Origin of the sequence: Halomonas sp. MMH1-48 (genome assembly GCF_022348105.1) — a bacterium.
Classification (GTDB): Bacteria; Pseudomonadota; Gammaproteobacteria; order Pseudomonadales; family Halomonadaceae; genus Vreelandella; species Vreelandella piezotolerans.
Genome location: NZ_JAKRFL010000006.1, coordinates 114,869 through 132,884 on the forward strand (window position 1 = coordinate 114,869; position 18,016 = coordinate 132,884).

Consider the following 18,016-nt stretch of genomic DNA (forward strand, 5'->3'; position numbering starts at 1 on the left):
AGGATACCGACGATGCCGTCTCAACTCGCCCCCGTTGCGACAGCCTTGCCGTTAACGTCTCAGCCGCTGCCGTTTCCTCCCTTGCGAGGCCGCGCAGGCTTTAGTGGCTTTCCTTCTCCGGCACAAGACTATGAGCCGCGCACCCTCGACCTCAATGCGCGGCTGATCAAACATCCCACCCAGACGTTTTACCTCACCGCCGCTGGCGACAGCATGGAGGGCTGGGGCATCTTCGAGGGAGATTTACTGGTCGTCGACCGCAGCGTAACGCCCCGCTTAGGGCATATCCTCGTGGCCATGTTCGATAACGAAGTGCTGATCAAACGCTACGCGCTGTATCGCGGCACGCCACACCTCTGCTCTGCCCACCCCCACTACCCGCCGCTGCCACTGGAAGACACCGACTGTCAGCACTGGGGCGTGGTGCGTGCCGTCATACACGAGTACCTGCCATGATCGGGCTGGTAGATGCCAATAACTTCTATGTCTCCTGCGAGCGGGTGTTCAACCCAGCGCTAGAAGGCAAGCCGGTTGGCGTGATGTCGAATAACGATGGCTGTGTGATTGCCCGTTCGGCGGAGATGAAAGCCATGGAGATCGCCATGGGCACGCCCGCCTACCAGTTAGAGGGGCTGCGCCGCCGTGGCGTGATTCATCTGCTCTCTTCCAACTACGAGCTGTATGGCGATATGTCGGCAAGGCTGGCCCAGCTACTGCGCGATGCCTGTCCCGAGGTCGCCCCCTACTCCATCGACGAGATGTTCATCTACTTGGACGGCTTCGACGATGCCCAGTGCCAAGCCATCGGTGCAGCACTGCGCCGCCGTATTCGTCGCCATTTAGGGCTGCCCGTGTGCGTGGGCCTTGCGCCGACACACACGCTGGCCAAGCTGGCGAACCACGTAGCGAAAAAGCAGCCGCATTATGAAGGGGTATGTTTACTTCAAGGCGATAGCGCGACTACCCATGTGCTGCTCAAACAGCTCGCCGTTAGCGACGTGTGGGGGGTCGGGCGACGCTTGGCGGAGCGGCTAGCGGTGAGCGGTATTCGCACCGCCTGGGACCTGCGTGAGTGCGACCCGAAACTGCTGCGTAAACGCTTTTCCGTGGTAGTGGCACGCACCGCACTGGAACTACGCGGTACGCCCTGCCTGGAGATGAACGCCGTGGAGCAGCCCCGTCAACGCATCATGACTTCACGCTCGTTCGGTCAAGCCACCGGCGTCAAAGCGGACCTGCACGCGGCGCTGCGCCGCCACGCCCAGCGCAGCGCCGAAAAACTGCGCCAGCAGGGCAGCCTGGCCCGCGCGGTGATGCTGTTTTTGAATACCAACCGCCACCGCAAAGATCAGCCGCAGCGCTCGCCCAGCGCGATGATTCCACTCGACGCGCCTACCGACGATACCCGTATCCTCTTGGAGGCCGTTCGCGAAGGGCTCGACCAGATGTACCTGCCCGGCTTTCAGTTCATGAAAGCGGGCGTGATGCTGCTGGATTTGGTGGATGCGCAGCAGTATCAACTCTCGCTGCTACAGCCTGCCGCCAAAGCACACCCGCACTTGATGAAGACGGTCGACGCCATCAACCAGAAGATGGGGCAAGGTACGCTACGCTTTGGTATGACCGATGCCGACGCACCTTGGCAGCTGCGCTGTGCGCATCGCTCCAAGCGCTATACCACGTGTTGGGATGAGTTAATGGAGGCAGGCACTCACCCTGGCGCCATCGCTGAGGCCAGGGCGAGACGAGAAGCGCAGCAGCGCTTAGCGGGAAGAAAGCGCTCGGCGAAGACGCGGGCTAATGGCTTCGCCCACCACGGCCACGAGCACCAACAGCGCTAGCAGCACCGGCCAGTGGGCCGCAAACGACACCTGGTACAGCCCGAGAGCATCGACGAAGATCACCAGAATGCCCAGCGGGCTCACATAGCGCACCATGGCCAGCCACAGTGCATAGGGCAGTGGCGCAAGACCCAGCTCGTCGCGGAAGGTCTCGCTGTTCAGCACGAAGCCCGCCAGCAGCACCATACCCAGGCCACCCAACGGCATCATCCAGCGCGAGGTGAGGTAGTCCAACCAGTCGAAGAAGTGCTTGCCCGCCAGCGTCCAGTCTGCGCCCAGGTTGAACGACAGCATCGCCAGCGTGCTGATCAGCCACAGCACGATGCCGGTGGCCAAAGCTGCCGACCGACGGCTCATGCCTTTGTTATCGCACAGCCAAGAGACCGTCGCTTCCACCATGGAGATCGACGAGGTGAGCGCGGCCATGGAGAGCATCAAGAAGAACAGCACGCCAAACAGCGACCCCAGCGGCATGGCCTGAAACGCCAACGGCAGGCTCATGAAGAGCAGGCCCGGGCCTTCGCCGGGGTTCATGCCGTTGGCGAAAATCACCGGGAAGATCGCCAGCCCCGCCATCAGCGCCACCACGGTATCGGCCACGGCCACGCTCAAAGTGGTGCGGCCAATGGAGGCACCTTTGGGCAGGTAGCTGCCGTACGTCAGAATCGCTCCCGACGCCAGCGAGAGGGTAAAAAACGCGTGGCCCAGCGCCGCCAGCATCCCTTCGCTGGAGAGGCTGCCCGCCTTGAAGGAGAACAGGAACGCGACCGCATCGCCGAAGCCGCCAGAAAATATCCCGAAGGCGATCAGCAGCAAGAGCATCAGCACGAGGCCAGGCATCATCCAGCTGACGTTTTTCTCGATACCCTCTTGAACGCCTTTACCGACGATGAACATGGTCAGCAGCGTGACCAGGGTGCTCCAGCCGCCGAGCGCAAAGGGGTTCGCGTTGTTGGCGCCGAACACGGCCGCCATGTCGTCCACGCTGGACCCCGCCAAACCGCCGGTGAGCATCTTCCATAGGTAGGAGAACGACCAGCCCGCCACCACGACGTAGAACGACAGAATCATGAAACCGCAGAGCATGGCCATCCAGCCCAGCAGCGACCAGGCCGACGACCCTCCAGATTCGGTGACCACGCGACGTATGGCATCGATGGGGCTACCACGGCCACGACGACCGAAGGCGATTTCCGTCATCATGACCGGCACGCCCACCGCCAAAATACACGCCAAGTAGACCAACACGAAGGCCCCGCCACCGTACTCGCCGGTGATGTAGGGGAATTTCCAAATATTGCCCAGCCCCACCGCCGAGCCGGTGGCCGCCAGCATAAAGCCCCAGCGGCCCAGCCACTGAATGCGAGGTTGTCCCGAAGACGCCATGACCATCTACCCTGTCGGAAAAAAGCGCCTATCCTAGTGGATTTTGTCGCGAATGCCCACGATGCCTGTGCAATACGCCTTTAACGCTCTTTCCCCAGCCCTTTCTCCGACCCTTTCTCTAGCCTTTTGCGGTATCAGCATTCGATGGCATTGACGGCCAGCCCGCCTTTGGAGGTTTCCTTATATTTATCGAGCATGTCTTTACCCGTATCACGCATGGTGCGGATCACTTTATCCAGCGAGATGAAGTGCGAGCCATCGCCCCGCAGCGCCATCTGCGCGGCATTGATGGCCTTGACCGTGGCAATCGCATTGCGCTCGATACAGGGGACTTGCACCAGCCCGCCGACGGGATCGCAGGTCAGCCCCAAGTTGTGCTCCAAGCCAATTTCGGCGGCGTGTTCGACCTGCTCGGGCGTTGCCCCCATCACGTCGGCCAGGCCAGCGGCCGCCATGGCACAGGCGGAGCCCACCTCACCCTGGCAGCCCACTTCAGCCCCAGAGATCGACGCATTCTTCTTGCAGAGAATGCCGATGGCGCCCGCGGCCAGCAGAAAGTCCACCACCTGCTTTTCACAGGCGTTGGCCTGAAACTTCATGTAGTAGTGGAGAACGGCGGGGATGATACCCGCCGCGCCGTTGGTAGGCGCCGTGACCATGCGCCCGCCAGCCGCGTTCTCCTCGTTGACCGCCAGAGCGAAGATGTTCACCCACTCCATGGCCGAGAAGGTCGAGGCAATCAGGCAGTCGTTCTGCTCTGCGGTTTGCAGACGCTGATAGAGCAGCTTTGCCCTACGCTTCACTTTCAGGCCGCCCGGTAGAATGCCTTCGTGGGTCAGCCCGTTGTCGATGCACTCACACATCACTTGCCAGATACGCCATAGCTCGTTTCTGATTTCCTCTTCGCTGCGCCACACCTTCTCGTTCTCCAGCATCAGCTGGCTGACCCGCAGCCCGTGATGCTTGCAGAGCGACAAGAGCTCATCGGCGGTATCGAAGTTATAGGGCAGCACGAGGCCCTCGAGGTCGTCCAGCGGCTTGTCTACCTGGGACTGCTCCACGACGAAGCCGCCCCCCACCGAGTAGTAGGTATTGTCGTAGAGCAACGCGCCTTCCGACGTGTACGCAGCCAGCCGCATGGCGTTAGGATGGTGCGGCAGGCTCTCTTCGTGGAAATGAATGTCCGCGTCCCAGTCGAAGGGCACCTCTTTCTGACGACCTAGACTCAACGACCGAGATGCTTTCAAGCGCTCGATCGACGGCTCGATCACTGCAGGATCGATCGTGTCGGGCCTCTCACCCAGCAACCCCATGATGATGGCGTGATCGGTCGCGTGCCCGACCCCCGTGGCTGAGAGCGATCCGTAGAGATGTACGTCCAGATGCCCGACGTCGTTGAGCAGCTGTCGATCTCTTAGCTGGGTCACGTACGTATAGGCGGCCAGCATGGGCCCGACGGTATGCGAACTGGAGGGACCGACTCCAATCTTAAAGAGGTCGAAAACACTGATAGGCATTGGAGCACCTCTTTACCTATGCACGGGAGGACATCAGGCCGTGCCTGATACCTAGGATGAGTGAACGAACGATGGTTAAAACGACGGTCGGTGTCGAACGGCGTGTACGCCGTTCGACGTCTTGATTGGGCAAGGTGTCACTGGCAAGCCAAGACGGGGGCTCGGCGAGCGCCCGTCAACGTATCAGTTACCGAACACCACCGTGCGACCCGAGTAGAAAAACACGCGGCGCTCCAAGTGGTAGCTAATCGCCCTTGCCAGGGTCAAACACTCGATATCACGCCCCTTGGCCACCAGGTCTTCGGGATAGTGCGTATGATCGACCGGCTCGACCCCTTGGGCGATGATCGGGCCCTCGTCGAGGTCGTTGTTGATATAGTGCGCCGTGGCACCCACCAGCTTGACGCCTTTTTCGTAGGCCTGGTGGTAGGGTTTGGCCCCTTTGAAGCCGGGCAGCAGCGAGTGATGGATATTGATGGCGCGTCCCGCCAGCAACTCGCACATGGTGGGAGACAGCACTTGCATGTAGCGGGCCAGCACCACGAGTTCGGCGTCGGTCTCGGCGATGATGTCGCGTATCTGGGCTTCCTGCTGTAGCTTCGTTTCGGGCGTGATCGGCAGATAGTAGTAGGGCAAGCCGTGCCACGCCGCCAGCGGCTCCAGGTCAGGATGGTTGGAGACCACGGCTTTGATATCCAGCGCCAGCTGCCCCGTGCGATAGCGGTAAAGCAGATCGTTCAGGCAGTGATCGGCTTTGGAGACCATGATGACGGCCCCAGTGCGCTTGCCCGGCGCGGTCAGTTCGAACTGCATGTCGAATTCCCGCGCCCTGGCCAGGAAATCAGCGTCGAAGCGCGCTTCGTCGAACGCATCGCACTCCGGACGAAACTCGGCGCGGATGAAGAAGCGTCCACCCAACCGATCATCGAACGAGTTCAACTCGGTGATGTAGCACTGCTGCTCTTTCAAAAAGCGCGTCACGACGTCGACCGTTCCCAAACGGCTCGGGCACTGGGCGGCAAGAATCCAGGTATCGCTCATTCGGCTCATAATGTGTCTCTCGATGGGGCAGACGATCACCGCCGGAACACCGTTCCGGCGGGTCCGCTCATTGTTCTACGTGAACGCCATACTCGGCGGCTGCATCCAGCAACCAGCGGTAGGAGTAGTCGGCGAAGCTACGGCGTATCACGAGCTCCCAGCACTCTTCACTGGGGCGACGTAGATTGACGGTCGCCTTGGCGAAGACGGTCGTCACCCCCTTGCCGACAGGAAAATGGCTGGGATGGACGTCGTAGACCACCGTTTTCATCAACAGCTCTCGGGCCGCCTCGCCGGTGAGTTCGAGCAGGGTCTGCCCGCCGCTGACGTCGCTGATGGCGAAGTGCGCATCCGCCAGACGCTCGCGCAGCTTGGTTTCCAGCGGATACTCCTCGCCACCGGGCACGATCACCAGCCACTCGTCCGGGGAGAGCCACTGAATGGAGCGCTCGCCGCTGGCATCGTGCACTAGCGCCTGCGGGCGCCCCGGCAAGCCAATGCCTAGCACGTCGCGCACCGCTTCGTCGAGCACGATGGCACCTCCGCGCAGCACCAGATGGCCGAGCATTGCACGTTCGCGTATTTTCAGCCGATAACTGCTGCCCCGTGGGGCGCCGCTGCGCCGGTAGCTGTAGGCGAGCGGAGACTCCACTGGGACAGCGGTATCGGTACGGGTGTCAAAAGTGGCCGCATTAGACATTCTGGCGCTCTCCCTTCGGGTCGTAGAAAACGGAGCTGACGATTTCGGCTTCGTGGGTTTGGCCGTCGGCCATGGGGAGATAGACCGTCTCTCCCATCTTCCTAAGGCCGCCTTTGACCACGGCAAGGGCAAACCCTGCGCCCAGCGTCGGACTGTAGTAGCTGGAGGTCACGTGCCCTGCCATGGGCATGGGGATCGCGTGATTCGGATCGAACACGATCTGCGCCCCTTCTTCGAGGACGACCTTGGGATCCTTCGGCCTGAGCCCCACCAGCTGCTTACGATTCTCACGCTTGGTGTCGCTACGCGTCAGCGCCCGCTTGCCAATCCAGGAAAACGGCTTGTCGTAGCCGACGCACCAGTGCATGCCCAGATCTTCTGGCGTCACCGAGCCATCGGTCTCCTGCCCCACGATGATGAAGCCCTTTTCAGCGCGCAGCACGTGCATGGTTTCGGTGCCGTAGGGCGTCAGGCCATACTTTTCACCATGTTTGAACAGCGTTTGCCATACGTGCATGGCGTAGTTGGCCTGGACGTTGATCTCGAAGGTCAGCTCGCCGGTGAAGGAGATGCGGAATACCCGCGCCGGTACGTCGGCCACCTTGCCAGAGCGCCACTCCATGAACTTGAAGCCGTCCCGATCGAGATCGATGTCGGTGATCTCGGAGAGCAGCTTGCGCGCCTCGGGACCGGTGACGGTCATCGTGGCCCAGTGGTCGGTCACCGAGGTGAAGTAGACGTCCAGCTCCGGCCACTCGGTTTGATGCCACAGCTCCAGCCACTCGAGAATGGCCGCCGCGCCGCCGGTCGTGGTGGTCATCAGGAAATGGTTCTCGGCCAGACAGCTCGTGACGCCGTCGTCGGTCACCATCCCGTCGTCTTTACACATCAAGCCGTAGCGGCACTTGCCCACCGCCAGTTTTTCCCATTTGTTGGTATAGACCCGCGCCAGAAACTCACGGGCGTCGGGGCCTTGAATGTCGATCTTGCCCAGCGTCGAGGCGTCGAGGATGCCGACCTTTTCGCGCACCGCCAGGCACTCACGCGCCACGGCCTCATGCATCGTTTCGGTTTTGCCATTGACCTTCTGCGGGTAGTACCACGGCCGCTTCCACTGGCCGACGTCCTCGAATTCGGCGCCGCGCTCGACGTGCCACTGATGCAGCGCCGTGTAGCGCTCAGGATCGAAGAGTTCGCGGCAGTGTCGACCGACGATGGCGCCAAACGTCACCGGGGTATAGTTGGGACGGAAGACCGTGGTGCCGACCTCAGGAATCGAGCGTCTCAGGCAGCGGGCCGCAATCGCCATGCCGTTGATGTTACCCAGCTTGCCCTGGTCGGTACCGAAGCCCATGGCGGTGTAGCGCTTGACATGCTCGATGGACTCGAAGCCCTCGCGGGTCGCCAGCTCGATACCGGCCGCCGTCACGTCGTTCTGCAGATCGACGAACTGCTTCGGCGCACGCGTCGTCGCTTTCTCGTGGGGCACTTGGAACAGCGCCACCGCCTGGCCCTGCTGCAACGGCTCGACGCTGGGCGCATTGACGACCTGGGTGGTTTTACCCATGGCCGCCGCTGCCTTGATGCCCGCTTCGATGCCCGCCGCGAGCACGTCACCCAAGGCATAGGTGCCGTTGGCACCGCCGCAGGCCTGGACGCCTTTCACGAGCCCCGGCACGAAACCGATGATCTCGTCACGCCAGGTCGGCCGCGCGCCCGTATGAGACGCCAAGTGAATCACGGGGCTGTACCCGCCGGAGCTGGCGATGGTATCGCAAGCTAGCTCTTGCACCGCGCCGTTCACCTTGAACGCGTCGATATCGATAGGGGCGACGCGCGCCGCGGTGACCCGGTTGCTGCCTTTGGCCTCGATCACGGCACTGCCGGTGACGATCTTGATACCCTGGGCGCGAGCAGCGTCGATCCAATCGCCCTTCGGTGCTTCGCGAGCATCGACGATCGCTACCACGTCATGGCCCGCCTCTTTCCAATCGAGAGCCGCGCGATAGCCGTAGTCATTGCTGGTGGAGAGCACCAAACGGCGACCGGGCACCACGCCATAGCGACGGATATAGGTGGACACGGCCCCGGCCAGCAGGTTGCCGGGAATGTCGTTACCGGCATAGACCAGCGGCCGCTCATGGGCGCCCGTGGCCAAGATGACCTGACCGGCGCGTACGCGATGCATGCGCGAGCGCACCGGGCGATGGCCGTGGACCACCGGCGCGGTCTCCCCCAGATGCTCGGTACGCCGCTCGTGCAGCGTGACGAAGTTATGGTCGTGGTAGCCGTTCGCCGTGGTGCGCGGGAGCAGCGTGACGTTGTCACAGCCCGCCAGTTCGTCGAGTACCTGGGCGACCCACTGATCGGCGGGGTTGCCTGCCAGCATCTCACGGGTATCCAGCAGCGATCCGCCCATTTCCTCTTGCTCGTCGGCGACGATCACTCGCGCACCGCTGCGTGCCGCTGCCAGGGCGGCCGACAGGCCTGCCGCACCGGCGCCCACCACCAGCACGTCGCAGTGCTGGTGGAGGTGGTCGTAGCTGTCCGGATCGTTCTCCAGGGGGCTGCGGCCCAGTCCCGCCGCCTTGCGGATGTACTTTTCATACGTCATCCACATCGACGCCGGGGCCATGAAAGTCTTGTAGTAGAAGCCGGGCGGCATGAACTGACCGCCGATCTTGCCCACCAGCCCCATCATGTCGCGCTGCACGTTCGGCCAGCCGTTGGTGCTGCGGGCGGTCAAGCCGTCGAACAGCGCCTGCTGGGTCGCACGCACGTTAGGCACCTGGGCCGCTTCGCTGCTGCCTAGCTGCACGATGGCATTGGGCTCTTCGGCTCCCGCCGCCACGATGCCGCGGGGCCGTGAGTATTTGAAGCTGCGATTGACGATATCGACACCGTTGGCCAACAGGGCTGACGCCAGGGTATCTCCTGCCTGGCCTTGATAACGCTGGCCATTGAAGGTGAAGCTCAGCGTGCGTGAGCGATCGATACGGCCGCCAGTGTCAAGGCGGTAGGCTTGTTGCTTGGACTGGCTCATGCCCGCACTCCTTCTGGACGACTCTCCGCGACCGCTTCGCGAGGCGCTGTCTGGCTCTCGGCCGTGATCGACGGCTGCTCACCCATCTTGTAGGTCTCGAGAATTTCGTAGCTCACCGTGTGACGCGTGACGTTGAAGAACTTACGGCACCCCACTGCATGCACCCACATTTCGTGGTGCACGCCGCGCGGATTGTCGCGGAAGAACAGATAGTCTCCCCACTCTTCGTCGCTGCACTCCTCGGGCTGTTTGGGACGCTCGATGTGCGCCTGACCCTTGGGGTGAAACTCCTCTTCTTCACGGTGTTCGCCGCAGTAAGGGCAATAGATATAGAACATGCGAATTCTCCTCGCTTACAAACCCTAGTGGGCCACACCGGCAGCGCCGTGTTCGTCGATCAGTGCACCGCTGTGGAAGCGGAACATGGAGAACGGCTCGGCAATCGGATGCATCTCCCCTTTGGCGAGGCTGGCAGCGAAAACGTGCCCCGACCCCGTGGTCGCTTTGAAGCCGCCGGTGCCCCAACCGCAGTTGAAGTAGAGGCCTTTGACCGGCGTCTTGGAAATGATCGGGCAGGCGTCCGGACAGGTATCCACGATACCGCCCCACTGACGGTTCATGCGCACCCGAGAGAAGATCGGGAACATCTCGACGATCGCTTGGAGCGTATGCTCCACGGTCGGGTAGCTGCCGCGCTGGCCGTAGCCGTTGTAGCCGTCGATACCCGCACCGATCACCAAATCCCCCTTGTCGGATTGGCTGACATAGCCGTGGACGTGGTTGGACATCACGACGGTGTCGAGAATCGGCTTGATCGGCTCGGAGACCAACGCCTGCAGCGGATGGGACTCCAGCGGCAAGTTGAAGCCCGCCATCTTGGCCAACACGCTGGAGTTACCGGCGGCCACGCAGCCCACGGTCTTGGCCTCGATGTCACCACGATTGGTGTGCACGCCGTAGATCTTGCCGTCACGGATCTTGAAGCCGGTGACTTCGGTCTGCTGAAGGATGTCCACGCCGTGAGCATCGGCACCCCGGGCGTAGCCCCAGGCCACGGCATCGTGGCGAGCCACACCGGCACGCGGCTGCCAGGAGGCACCCATGACCGGATAGCGGGCGTTCTTGGAGCAGTCCATGATGGGCACCAGCGCTTGCACGCCCTTGGCATCCAATACTTCACCGTCGATACCGTTGAGGCGGTTGGCATTCACCCGGCGCTGGATATCGCGCATGTCCTGCAGCGTGTGCCCCAGGTTGAGCACGCCCCGCTGCGAGAACATGACGTTGTAGTTGAGATCCTGGGAGAGCCCTTCCCACAGTTTCATGGCGTGTTCGTAAAGCGCCGCCGCCTCGTCCCACAAGTAGTTGGAACGCACGATGGTGGTATTACGCGCGGTATTGCCACCGCCCAACCAGCCTTTTTCGATCACCGCGACGTTCTTGACGCCGAACTCTTTGGCTAAGTAGTAAGCCGTGGCCAAACCATGGCCGCCGCCACCGACGATAATCACATCGTACTGTTTCTTGGGCGTGGGATTGCGCCATTGGCGCTCCCAGTTCTCATGCTGGCTCAGCGCGTGCTTGACCAGGCCGAAGCCGGAATAGCGTTGCATAGTGGTCTCCTTAGTTCAGCCGCGCCGGGCCCTGCCGGCAAGCCGATTCAAGCAATGGATTCGACGGATTCAGTAACGGCAGCGCCATACACCGGGTGACGAGCACCCACCTCGGCCACGTTGGCACGCACCCGGCTTTCGATATGAGTGGTATCCACGCCGGCGGCCAGCTCATCGAGAATGTCGCAAATCCATTCCGCAAGTTCGGCACACTCGTCGGCATCGAATCCGCGCGTAGTGACTGCGGGCGTGCCAATACGCAAGCCAGAGGTCACGAAGGGGCTTTGCGGATCGTTGGGAACGGTGTTTTTATTGACCGTAATGTGCGCACGACCCAAGGCCGCATCCGCGTCTTTACCGGTGATGCCCTGGCGAATCAGCGACACGAGGAAGAGATGGTCGTCGGTGCCGCCAGACACCACGTCGTAGCCGCGCTCGACGAATACGGCCGCCATCGCTTTGGCGTTATCGATCACCTTCTGCTGGTAGCGCACGAAGTCCTGATTCATCGCCTCTTTGAAGGCCACGGCCTTGGCCGCGATCACGTGCATGAGTGGGCCGCCTTGCTGGCCGGGAAAGACGGCGCCATTGAGCTTCTTGTAGAGTGACTCGTCACCGTCTGCCGAGAGAATCAGCCCGCCGCGGGGGCCGCGCAGCGTCTTGTGGGTCGTCGTGGTCACGACGTGAGCGTAGGGCACGGGACTGGGATACAAACCCGCCGCGACCAGACCCGCCACGTGGGCCATATCGACCATCAGGTAAGCGCCCACTTCGTCGGCGATGGCGCGAAAACGCCGCCAGTCCACCACGCGGGAGTAGGCCGAGAAGCCTGCGATGATCATCTTGGGGCGGTGCTCGCGGGCCAAACGCTCCATCTCTTCGTAATCGATCTCGCCGGTCTCCGGTTTGAGACCATACTGCACGGCGTTGTAGTGCTTGCCGGAGAAGTTGGGCGCGGCACCGTGGGTCAGGTGGCCGCCGTGGGCCAGGCTCATGCCCAGCACGGTATCACCCGGAGAGACCAGGGCCATGAAGACCGCGGCGTTGGCCTGGGCGCCGGAGTGCGGCTGAACGTTGGCGTAGTTGGCGCTGAACAGATCACAGGCACGCTCGATGGCGAGCGCTTCGACTTTGTCGACGTATTCGCAGCCACCGTAGTAGCGGCGGCCCGGATACCCCTCCGCGTACTTATTGGTGAGCTGAGACCCCTGGGCCTCCATGACGACCTTGCTGGTGTAGTTTTCGGAGGCGATCAATTCGATATGCGCTTCCTGGCGTGCCGTTTCTTCGGTCATGGCTTCGGCGAGCAGCGTATCGTACTGGGCTAATCGGGCACGGGGGGAAAAATTATTCTGAAGCATCATCGCCTCCTCATTCGTCACTTGTTATTCACTATCATGCAGTGCGTTCAATACTGATGAGCCTTTGGCCACCATGGGCTAGAGCGCTATCACGTGTTGTTACGGCGATACTATCGCTGGTTGGTACCGCCAAGATGCTTACCGACGTCACCAGGGGATGCATTTGCGACATGCTCGGCATTTAGCCAGACGAGCTGCATCGGCCCCTACACATCGTCTTGTCCAGCGCCTTTTACGCAGTGGGCATCCCCACCTCGAACGTCGCCAACACGCCAATTACCGGCCACTCCCCGCCATCGCCAGGCTCGTAAAACAAGCAAAACGCCCCGAACGGTCAGTAGCCGTTCAGGGCGTTAGAAGCACATCAAAGCGTCGCGCGATGGCTAGAAATCGACCACCAAGTTGCCTTTCGGGCGACTGCAGCACGACAAGATATAACCCTCTTCGACATCCTCCTCGGTGATGCCGCCGTTATGCTCCATCTCGACGTCACCGGACTTGAGCGCCACCCGACAGGTGCCGCAAATACCCATACCGCACGCCTTGGGTATGTGCAGACCGAGCTTCGCGGCCGCTTCATGAACCGTCTCACTGGGTTGGATACGAACGCTTTTCCCGGAGCTGGCGAACTCGATACTGTGTAGCTCGCTGGTGTCGATCTGCTCGGCCGCGACCTCGGCCTGCTCGGCAAGCTCGAGCACCTCTTCGCGCACCTCCACCGGCGTGGCACCGAACGACTCTTCGTGGTAGTGGTTCATGTCGAAGCCGTTGGCACGAAGAATATTCTTGATGGCATTCATGTAGGGCGTCGGGCCACAGCAGAAAATCTCTCGCTCCATGAAGTCCGGCACGATGAGTTCGAACAGCGGCTTGGTCAGGTAGCCACGGTAACCGGCCCAGGCTTCACCGATATCGTCTTTGTTCTCACAAATGATGTGCAGCTTGAATTCAGGAATGCGCGAGAACATGTGCACCAGCTCGCGATGGTAGATGACATCGCGAGGCGCGCGGGCGCTGTGTACGAACTCGACGTCGACGCTGGCGTTGGTATCGAACAGCCAGCGGGTCATGGACATTAGCGGGGTGATACCCACACCGCCGGAGAGGAACAGGACTTTCTCGGCGGGAAAATCGATGGAGTTGAAGTTACCGACCGGCCCGTGCACCACCAACTCATCACCCACCCTCAGGTTGGCGTGCAGCCAGTTGGAGACCTTGCCACCCGGCACCTGCTTGACGGTGATGGAAAAACTATAGGGAATGGAGGGCGAGCTGGAGATCGTATACGAGCGCATGACGGGCTGGCCGTCGATCTCTAGCTCAAGCGTGACGAACTGACCGGGCTTGAAGAAGAACATCACCGGCTGCTCGGCCATGAAACAGAACGTACGCACATCCTGCGTTTCCTGTATCACCTTGACGCAGCGCACCTGGTGACGGCCGTTGGTCCAGGTTTGGGTCGTGACCGGATTGAAAAAATTGGTTGTCATTATCGCCTCTGCCTGACCGGCCTTCATCGCTGTGCATCACCGGATCGTGTCGCTGCACGACCAGTACCGTTGACGAGCATTCTGGGGATGCCCAACCCAGCAGACTTACCTGACAGCGACGCGCACTTACCTCGCGCCACTCTCTCTCGTTTAGAAATCACTTTTTTAGTCGCCACTGCGTCACCGTATGTCGCGGCTGGATAACTCGCCCACGGTCGTCTGCAACACAATCAGCCACAGACATCGCACCACAGTCGAACAAAACGCCAGGTTACGCAGCACAACAACAAGACAAACGATCTTGACTAACGGCCGACTCGCAGCCCTCAACAGGAAAGCGGTGGTTCACGAGGATACTGGTATGCAAAAAAGTGTGTTGAACATGATGGAAGACCCGCTGGCAGCGGCGCGCGAGGCAACGGCCCAAATGCTGCGAACCCGCGAAACGACCTATTCGCTCCCGCAGCCGTTTTACAACGATGCCCGGCTGTTTGCGCTCGACATGCAAGAAGTGTTCGAGAAAGAGTGGCTGTTTGCGGGCATGACCTGCGAAATTCCCGCCAAGGGCAACTTCATGACCCTGGACATCGGCGATAACCCAATCGTCATCGTCCGTGGCGACGGCGGCACCATTCACGCCTTTCACAACGTCTGCCGCCATCGCGGCTCGCGTCTGTGTTTGAAAGAAAAAGGCAAGGTCGCCAAGCTGGTCTGCCCCTACCACCAGTGGACGTACGAGCTCGACGGCCGCCTGCTGTTCGCAGGCAGCGAAATGGGCAGCCAGTTCGATCTCAAACAGTTCGGCCTCAAGCCGGTCCACGCAGAGACGGCGGGCGGTTTCATCTTCATCAACTTGAGCGAACAACCGCCCGCGTTCGATGAGTTCCTCGCCACCCTGGATCACTACCTCGAACCCTACCAGATGGATAACGTCAAGGTGGCCGTCGAGTCCACCATCGTCGAGCAGGCCAACTGGAAGCTGGTGATCGAAAACAACCGTGAATGCTACCACTGCAACGGGTCGCACCCTGAGCTACTCAACTCGCTGCAGGAGTTCGACGATACCGACGACCCCCGCGCCACCCCCGCCTACAAGGCGCTGGTGGCCAAAAAGCAGGCGGACTGGGATGCCGAGCGCGTTCCTTATCAGCTAAAGCGGCATGGCAAGCGCAATCGCCTCACCCGCACACCGCTGCTGGACGGTATCGTCTCCATGACCATGGATGGCAAACCGGGTAGCCAGAAGCTGATGGGACGCCTACAAAGCCCCGACATGGGCTCGCTGCGCATTCTGCATCTCCCGAACTCCTGGAACCACTTCATGGGCGATCACGCGGTGGTGTTCCGCGTGCTGCCCATTGGCCCTCAGCAAACCATGGTGACCACCAAGTGGCTGGTGCACAAAGATGCGGTAGAGGGGGTCGACTACGATCCCGAGCGGCTGCGCCAAGTATGGGATGCCACCAACGACCAGGATCGCCAGCTGGCGGAAGAGAACCAGCGTGGTATCAATTCCAAGGCCTACCAGCCCGGCCCGTACTCGGAAACCTACGAATTCGGCGTGATCGACTTCGTCAACTGGTATGCCGCGCGCATGCTAGAGAATCTCGAAAACGACCAGCCGTCGCTCAAGCTCGCCCAGGGTTGATCAATAGGCGTGAGCCACACGGCACCCAGCAGCTGGCCCGCAAACGCGGGCCAGCTTTTTGATGGGCACTCAACAACTCTCTCAACAACTCTCTCAACGGCCTCGATACGCGCTAAGGAAAGAGTGCCGGGCTCACACCATCCACGACAAAAACGGCACTCCGTGGAGTGCCGTTCGTGATCGTTGCCTTAGCCGATGCTATGGCGTTGCTGCGATCAAGCCACGCTGCCGTGGGGATCGATGACGAATTTCTTGGCCGCACCGCCATCGAAATCGGCATAGCCCTGGGGCGCCTGATCCAGATCGATCATCTGTACGTTGACCGCATCGGCGATCTTGACCTTACCGAAAAGGATCGCCTGCATCAGCGGACGGTGATACTGCATCACCGGGCACTGCCCCGTATGGAAGCTGTGGGACTTGGCCCAGCCGAGGCCAAAGCGCATGCTCAACGCGCCCTGCTTGGCCGCCTCGTCAGCCGCGCCTGGATCTTCGGTCACGTACAGACCGGGAATACCGATCTGCCCGCCCGCACGAGTCAACGACATGGCCGAGTTGAGCACCGTGGCGGGCGCCTCTTTGCCGTGATTACAGCCGCAGGCGTGGGCTTCGAACCCCACGCAGTCGACGAAGGCATCGACCTCTCGCTCGCCGAGAATCGCCTCGATCTTGTCGGCCATGTCACCGTCTTGGGGTCGGGTAGACCGGACGATTGCTCGTTCCGGCCCCCCACAGATCCGAGCGTGCGCGATTGACGCACTCGGCTCCTCAACCGTCAGGTTCACACGAAGGACGCTCGGTGCACGATTCTCGCTCGCGGTAACGGGAGTGTCAGCAACAGTTGCCTTGCCTTCTCCCACGGGAACCATCCTCTCTGTGATCGCCTCCTGAGCCACTTGATCCAGGTTGTCTGAACCCTGTATTGGAAGCGTTGCAGAGACTCGATGTTGTGGGTTATCCCGTAGTACGCATAGTGCCCCATAACCTTTCGACAGAGTTGGCGGTGCTGATCACGCAGGGGCAGGTGGCGGTTGGCTCGGCACCACAGCGAAATTCGCTTCAGGCCTCGCTTGAACCGGTCCTTGGCCGTTTTCTGCTTGATGATCCAGCGTCCACGCAGGGACTTCCCCCAGTAATAGGTAAAGCCCAGGAAGTCGAAGGTCTCGGCCCGTAGCTCGCGATGTGGCCGAAACCGTACCAGCCGAGTCTTGGTCGGGTGCAGGGTAAGGCCGAAGCGCGCAAAGCGCTTGGCCAGTACCTCCAGCACCTTGCGGGCATCAGCTTCGTTGCTGAAGGCGAGCACGGCATCATCGGCGAAGCGCACCGAGAATGCTCGTCCGCGCAGGCGTGGTTTGACGTCTTGCTCAAACCACTCATCCAGCACGTAGTGGAGGTAGACATTCGCCAGCAAGGGGGAAATCACACCCCCTTGTGGGCTGCCTATCTCGCCCTTCTGCCATTGCCCGGCGTCCAATACCCCGGCCTTGAGCCACTTGCCGATCAGGCGGAGGATCACGCCGTCCTTCACTCGTTGCTGCAGAAACGCACGCAGGTGCTGGTGGTCGATCGTGTCGAAGAAGGCTTTGATGTCCAGATCAATGACCCAGCCTCCGCCCATCGACATCAGGCCATTCCTCACCGTTCCGATGGCCTGATGCGCCGAGCGCCCCGGCCGGAAACCATACGAGCACTCGTGAAAATCATGCTCATAGAGCGGCTCCAGCAGGGCCACCACGGCACGTTGCAGGACCTTGTCTTCGAAGGTAGGAATGCCAATCGGCCGTGTGGAGCGCCCGTCTCCCTTGGGAATATTGACGCGCCGCACCGGCGGCGCCCGGTAGCGACCGCTCTTGGCCGCTTCCAGCAGACGCTGGACGTTAGCCTCGAAGTCGCGCGCGAAGTCGTCCGCCGTCTGGCCGTCGATCCCGACGGCGCCGTCACGGCGCGTCATCAGGTAGGCCGTCCTCAGCCACTGGGCGTCGATATGATGCGCCAGTGACGTGAAGGCACGCTGCGGAAAGCGCTCTGCCAGCGCTGCTATCCGCACTTGTTTCGTGGACATGACCTCAGGTTCCTGTGCACCTGTCATGTTGCCCTCGTGCAGTTCTGATGATTGGCCGCCCCTTCCCTCCAGCGGGTCCCGTCGAGTAGGTTCCCCGCCTTCTTCGGTACTATGAGCGACTCCGACTCCCGCCCTTCCATCCGGCTGGCTCCTTATGGTCGCCTGGCCGTACCCCCTGAGTGCCTGTTGTTTGCTTCCGGTACCGTCAGGCACGACAGCACCGGACCGGGAGCTTTCGCCGCAGGCAGCCCCATGCCTGTACCTTTGTCGTTCAGAGGAGAAGGACGGGCCTCCCAGGTTCCTGGGAAACCCCT

The 18,016-nt window shown here is 61.3% G+C and carries 13 protein-coding genes and 1 pseudogene; 3 read left to right on the top strand and 11 right to left on the bottom strand.

Going from position 1 to position 18,016, the window contains the following annotated elements; all coding sequences use genetic code 11:
• The first annotated feature begins 12 nt into the window (after positions 1–12).
• Both umuD and MHM37_RS07940 read left to right on the top strand, forming a co-directional pair.
• Positions 13–456 (top strand): translesion error-prone DNA polymerase V autoproteolytic subunit, encoded by a 444-nt coding sequence (gene umuD, locus MHM37_RS07935; protein ID WP_139525528.1) that lies wholly within the window; start codon positions 13–15, stop codon positions 454–456.
• The gene (locus MHM37_RS07940) at positions 453–1,841 is read left to right on the top strand and encodes a Y-family DNA polymerase (RefSeq protein WP_139525527.1); all 1,389 of its coding nucleotides are present in this window, start codon (positions 453–455) and stop codon (positions 1,839–1,841) included. The genes umuD and MHM37_RS07940 overlap by 4 nt, the downstream gene beginning before the upstream one ends.
• Here the strand turns inward: MHM37_RS07940 and MHM37_RS07945 are convergent.
• From MHM37_RS07945 to MHM37_RS07985, 9 genes are all read right to left on the bottom strand, one after another.
• Positions 1,764–3,227: a sodium-dependent transporter gene (locus tag MHM37_RS07945; protein ID WP_239296218.1), complete on the bottom strand. Its 1,464-nt coding sequence runs from the start codon at positions 3,225–3,227 to the stop codon at positions 1,764–1,766. The two genes, MHM37_RS07940 and MHM37_RS07945, sit on opposite strands and share 78 nt — an antisense overlap.
• A gap of 134 nt (positions 3,228–3,361) precedes the next feature.
• A complete protein-coding gene (locus tag MHM37_RS07950) occupies positions 3,362–4,744 on the bottom strand; it encodes an L-serine ammonia-lyase (RefSeq protein ID WP_239296216.1) in 1,383 nt (460 codons plus the stop codon).
• 183 nt (positions 4,745–4,927) lie between these two features.
• Entirely contained in the window at positions 4,928–5,794 is an 867-nt protein-coding gene (purU, locus tag MHM37_RS07955; protein ID WP_239296214.1) for a formyltetrahydrofolate deformylase, read from the bottom strand.
• A 58-nt stretch (positions 5,795–5,852) separates the two neighbouring features.
• Positions 5,853–6,485 carry a sarcosine oxidase subunit gamma family protein gene (locus MHM37_RS07960; protein WP_139525523.1) on the bottom strand — a complete coding sequence of 211 codons (633 nt, stop codon included), beginning with the start codon at positions 6,483–6,485 and terminating at the stop codon, positions 5,853–5,855.
• Positions 6,478–9,528 carry a sarcosine oxidase subunit alpha family protein gene (locus tag MHM37_RS07965; protein ID WP_239296212.1) on the bottom strand — a complete coding sequence of 1,017 codons (3,051 nt, stop codon included), beginning with the start codon at positions 9,526–9,528 and terminating at the stop codon, positions 6,478–6,480. Before MHM37_RS07965 ends, MHM37_RS07960 begins: the two co-directional genes overlap by 8 nt.
• Positions 9,525–9,866, bottom strand: coding sequence for a sarcosine oxidase subunit delta (locus tag MHM37_RS07970; protein WP_139525521.1), 342 nt, complete (start codon positions 9,864–9,866; stop codon positions 9,525–9,527). The genes MHM37_RS07965 and MHM37_RS07970 overlap by 4 nt, the downstream gene beginning before the upstream one ends.
• Before the next feature lie 24 nt (positions 9,867–9,890).
• Positions 9,891–11,141, bottom strand: coding sequence for a sarcosine oxidase subunit beta family protein (locus tag MHM37_RS07975; RefSeq protein WP_239296210.1), 1,251 nt, complete (start codon positions 11,139–11,141; stop codon positions 9,891–9,893).
• Between the two features lie 47 nt (positions 11,142–11,188).
• Positions 11,189–12,502, bottom strand: a complete 1,314-nt coding sequence (gene glyA / locus MHM37_RS07980) for a serine hydroxymethyltransferase (protein WP_275437300.1) — start codon at positions 12,500–12,502, stop codon at positions 11,189–11,191.
• Positions 12,503–12,885: 383 nt separating this feature from the next.
• Positions 12,886–13,992, bottom strand: a complete 1,107-nt coding sequence (locus tag MHM37_RS07985) for a hybrid-cluster NAD(P)-dependent oxidoreductase (RefSeq protein ID WP_153842383.1) — start codon at positions 13,990–13,992, stop codon at positions 12,886–12,888.
• A gap of 361 nt (positions 13,993–14,353) precedes the next feature.
• Here MHM37_RS07985 and MHM37_RS07990 point away from each other — a divergent pair, with 361 nt between their 5' ends.
• The gene (locus tag MHM37_RS07990) at positions 14,354–15,640 is read left to right on the top strand and encodes an aromatic ring-hydroxylating dioxygenase subunit alpha (RefSeq protein WP_153842382.1); all 1,287 of its coding nucleotides are present in this window, start codon (positions 14,354–14,356) and stop codon (positions 15,638–15,640) included.
• A gap of 215 nt (positions 15,641–15,855) precedes the next feature.
• Here the strand turns inward: MHM37_RS07990 and MHM37_RS07995 are convergent.
• Both MHM37_RS07995 and ltrA read right to left on the bottom strand, forming a co-directional pair.
• Positions 15,856–16,332: pseudogene (locus MHM37_RS07995) on the bottom strand (formaldehyde dehydrogenase, glutathione-independent); the annotation flags it as partial.
• Positions 16,333–16,421: 89 nt separating this feature from the next.
• On the bottom strand, positions 16,422–17,702 hold the full coding sequence (gene ltrA, locus MHM37_RS08000) for a group II intron reverse transcriptase/maturase (protein WP_023006382.1): 1,281 nt from the start codon (positions 17,700–17,702) through the stop codon (positions 16,422–16,424).
• Positions 17,703–18,016: the final 314 nt, after the last annotated feature.

Bases quoted from the DNA above. Each gene is read 5' to 3' on its own strand.
- umuD (WP_139525528.1), top strand. From the start codon at position 13: ATGCCGTCTCAACTCGCCCCCGTTGCGACAGCCTTGCCGTTAACGTCT.
- MHM37_RS07940 (WP_139525527.1), top strand. From the start codon at position 453: ATGATCGGGCTGGTAGATGCCAATAACTTCTATGTCTCCTGCGAGCGG.
- MHM37_RS07945 (WP_239296218.1), bottom strand. From the start codon at position 3,227: ATGGCGTCTTCGGGACAACCTCGCATTCAGTGGCTGGGCCGCTGGGGC.
- MHM37_RS07950 (WP_239296216.1), bottom strand. From the start codon at position 4,744: ATGCCTATCAGTGTTTTCGACCTCTTTAAGATTGGAGTCGGTCCCTCC.
- purU (WP_239296214.1), bottom strand. From the start codon at position 5,794: ATGAGCCGAATGAGCGATACCTGGATTCTTGCCGCCCAGTGCCCGAGC.
- MHM37_RS07960 (WP_139525523.1), bottom strand. From the start codon at position 6,485: ATGTCTAATGCGGCCACTTTTGACACCCGTACCGATACCGCTGTCCCA.
- MHM37_RS07965 (WP_239296212.1), bottom strand. From the start codon at position 9,528: ATGAGCCAGTCCAAGCAACAAGCCTACCGCCTTGACACTGGCGGCCGT.
- MHM37_RS07970 (WP_139525521.1), bottom strand. From the start codon at position 9,866: ATGTTCTATATCTATTGCCCTTACTGCGGCGAACACCGTGAAGAAGAG.
- MHM37_RS07975 (WP_239296210.1), bottom strand. From the start codon at position 11,141: ATGCAACGCTATTCCGGCTTCGGCCTGGTCAAGCACGCGCTGAGCCAG.
- glyA (WP_275437300.1), bottom strand. From the start codon at position 12,502: ATGCTTCAGAATAATTTTTCCCCCCGTGCCCGATTAGCCCAGTACGAT.
- MHM37_RS07985 (WP_153842383.1), bottom strand. From the start codon at position 13,992: ATGACAACCAATTTTTTCAATCCGGTCACGACCCAAACCTGGACCAAC.
- MHM37_RS07990 (WP_153842382.1), top strand. From the start codon at position 14,354: ATGCAAAAAAGTGTGTTGAACATGATGGAAGACCCGCTGGCAGCGGCG.
- ltrA (WP_023006382.1), bottom strand. From the start codon at position 17,702: ATGTCCACGAAACAAGTGCGGATAGCAGCGCTGGCAGAGCGCTTTCCG.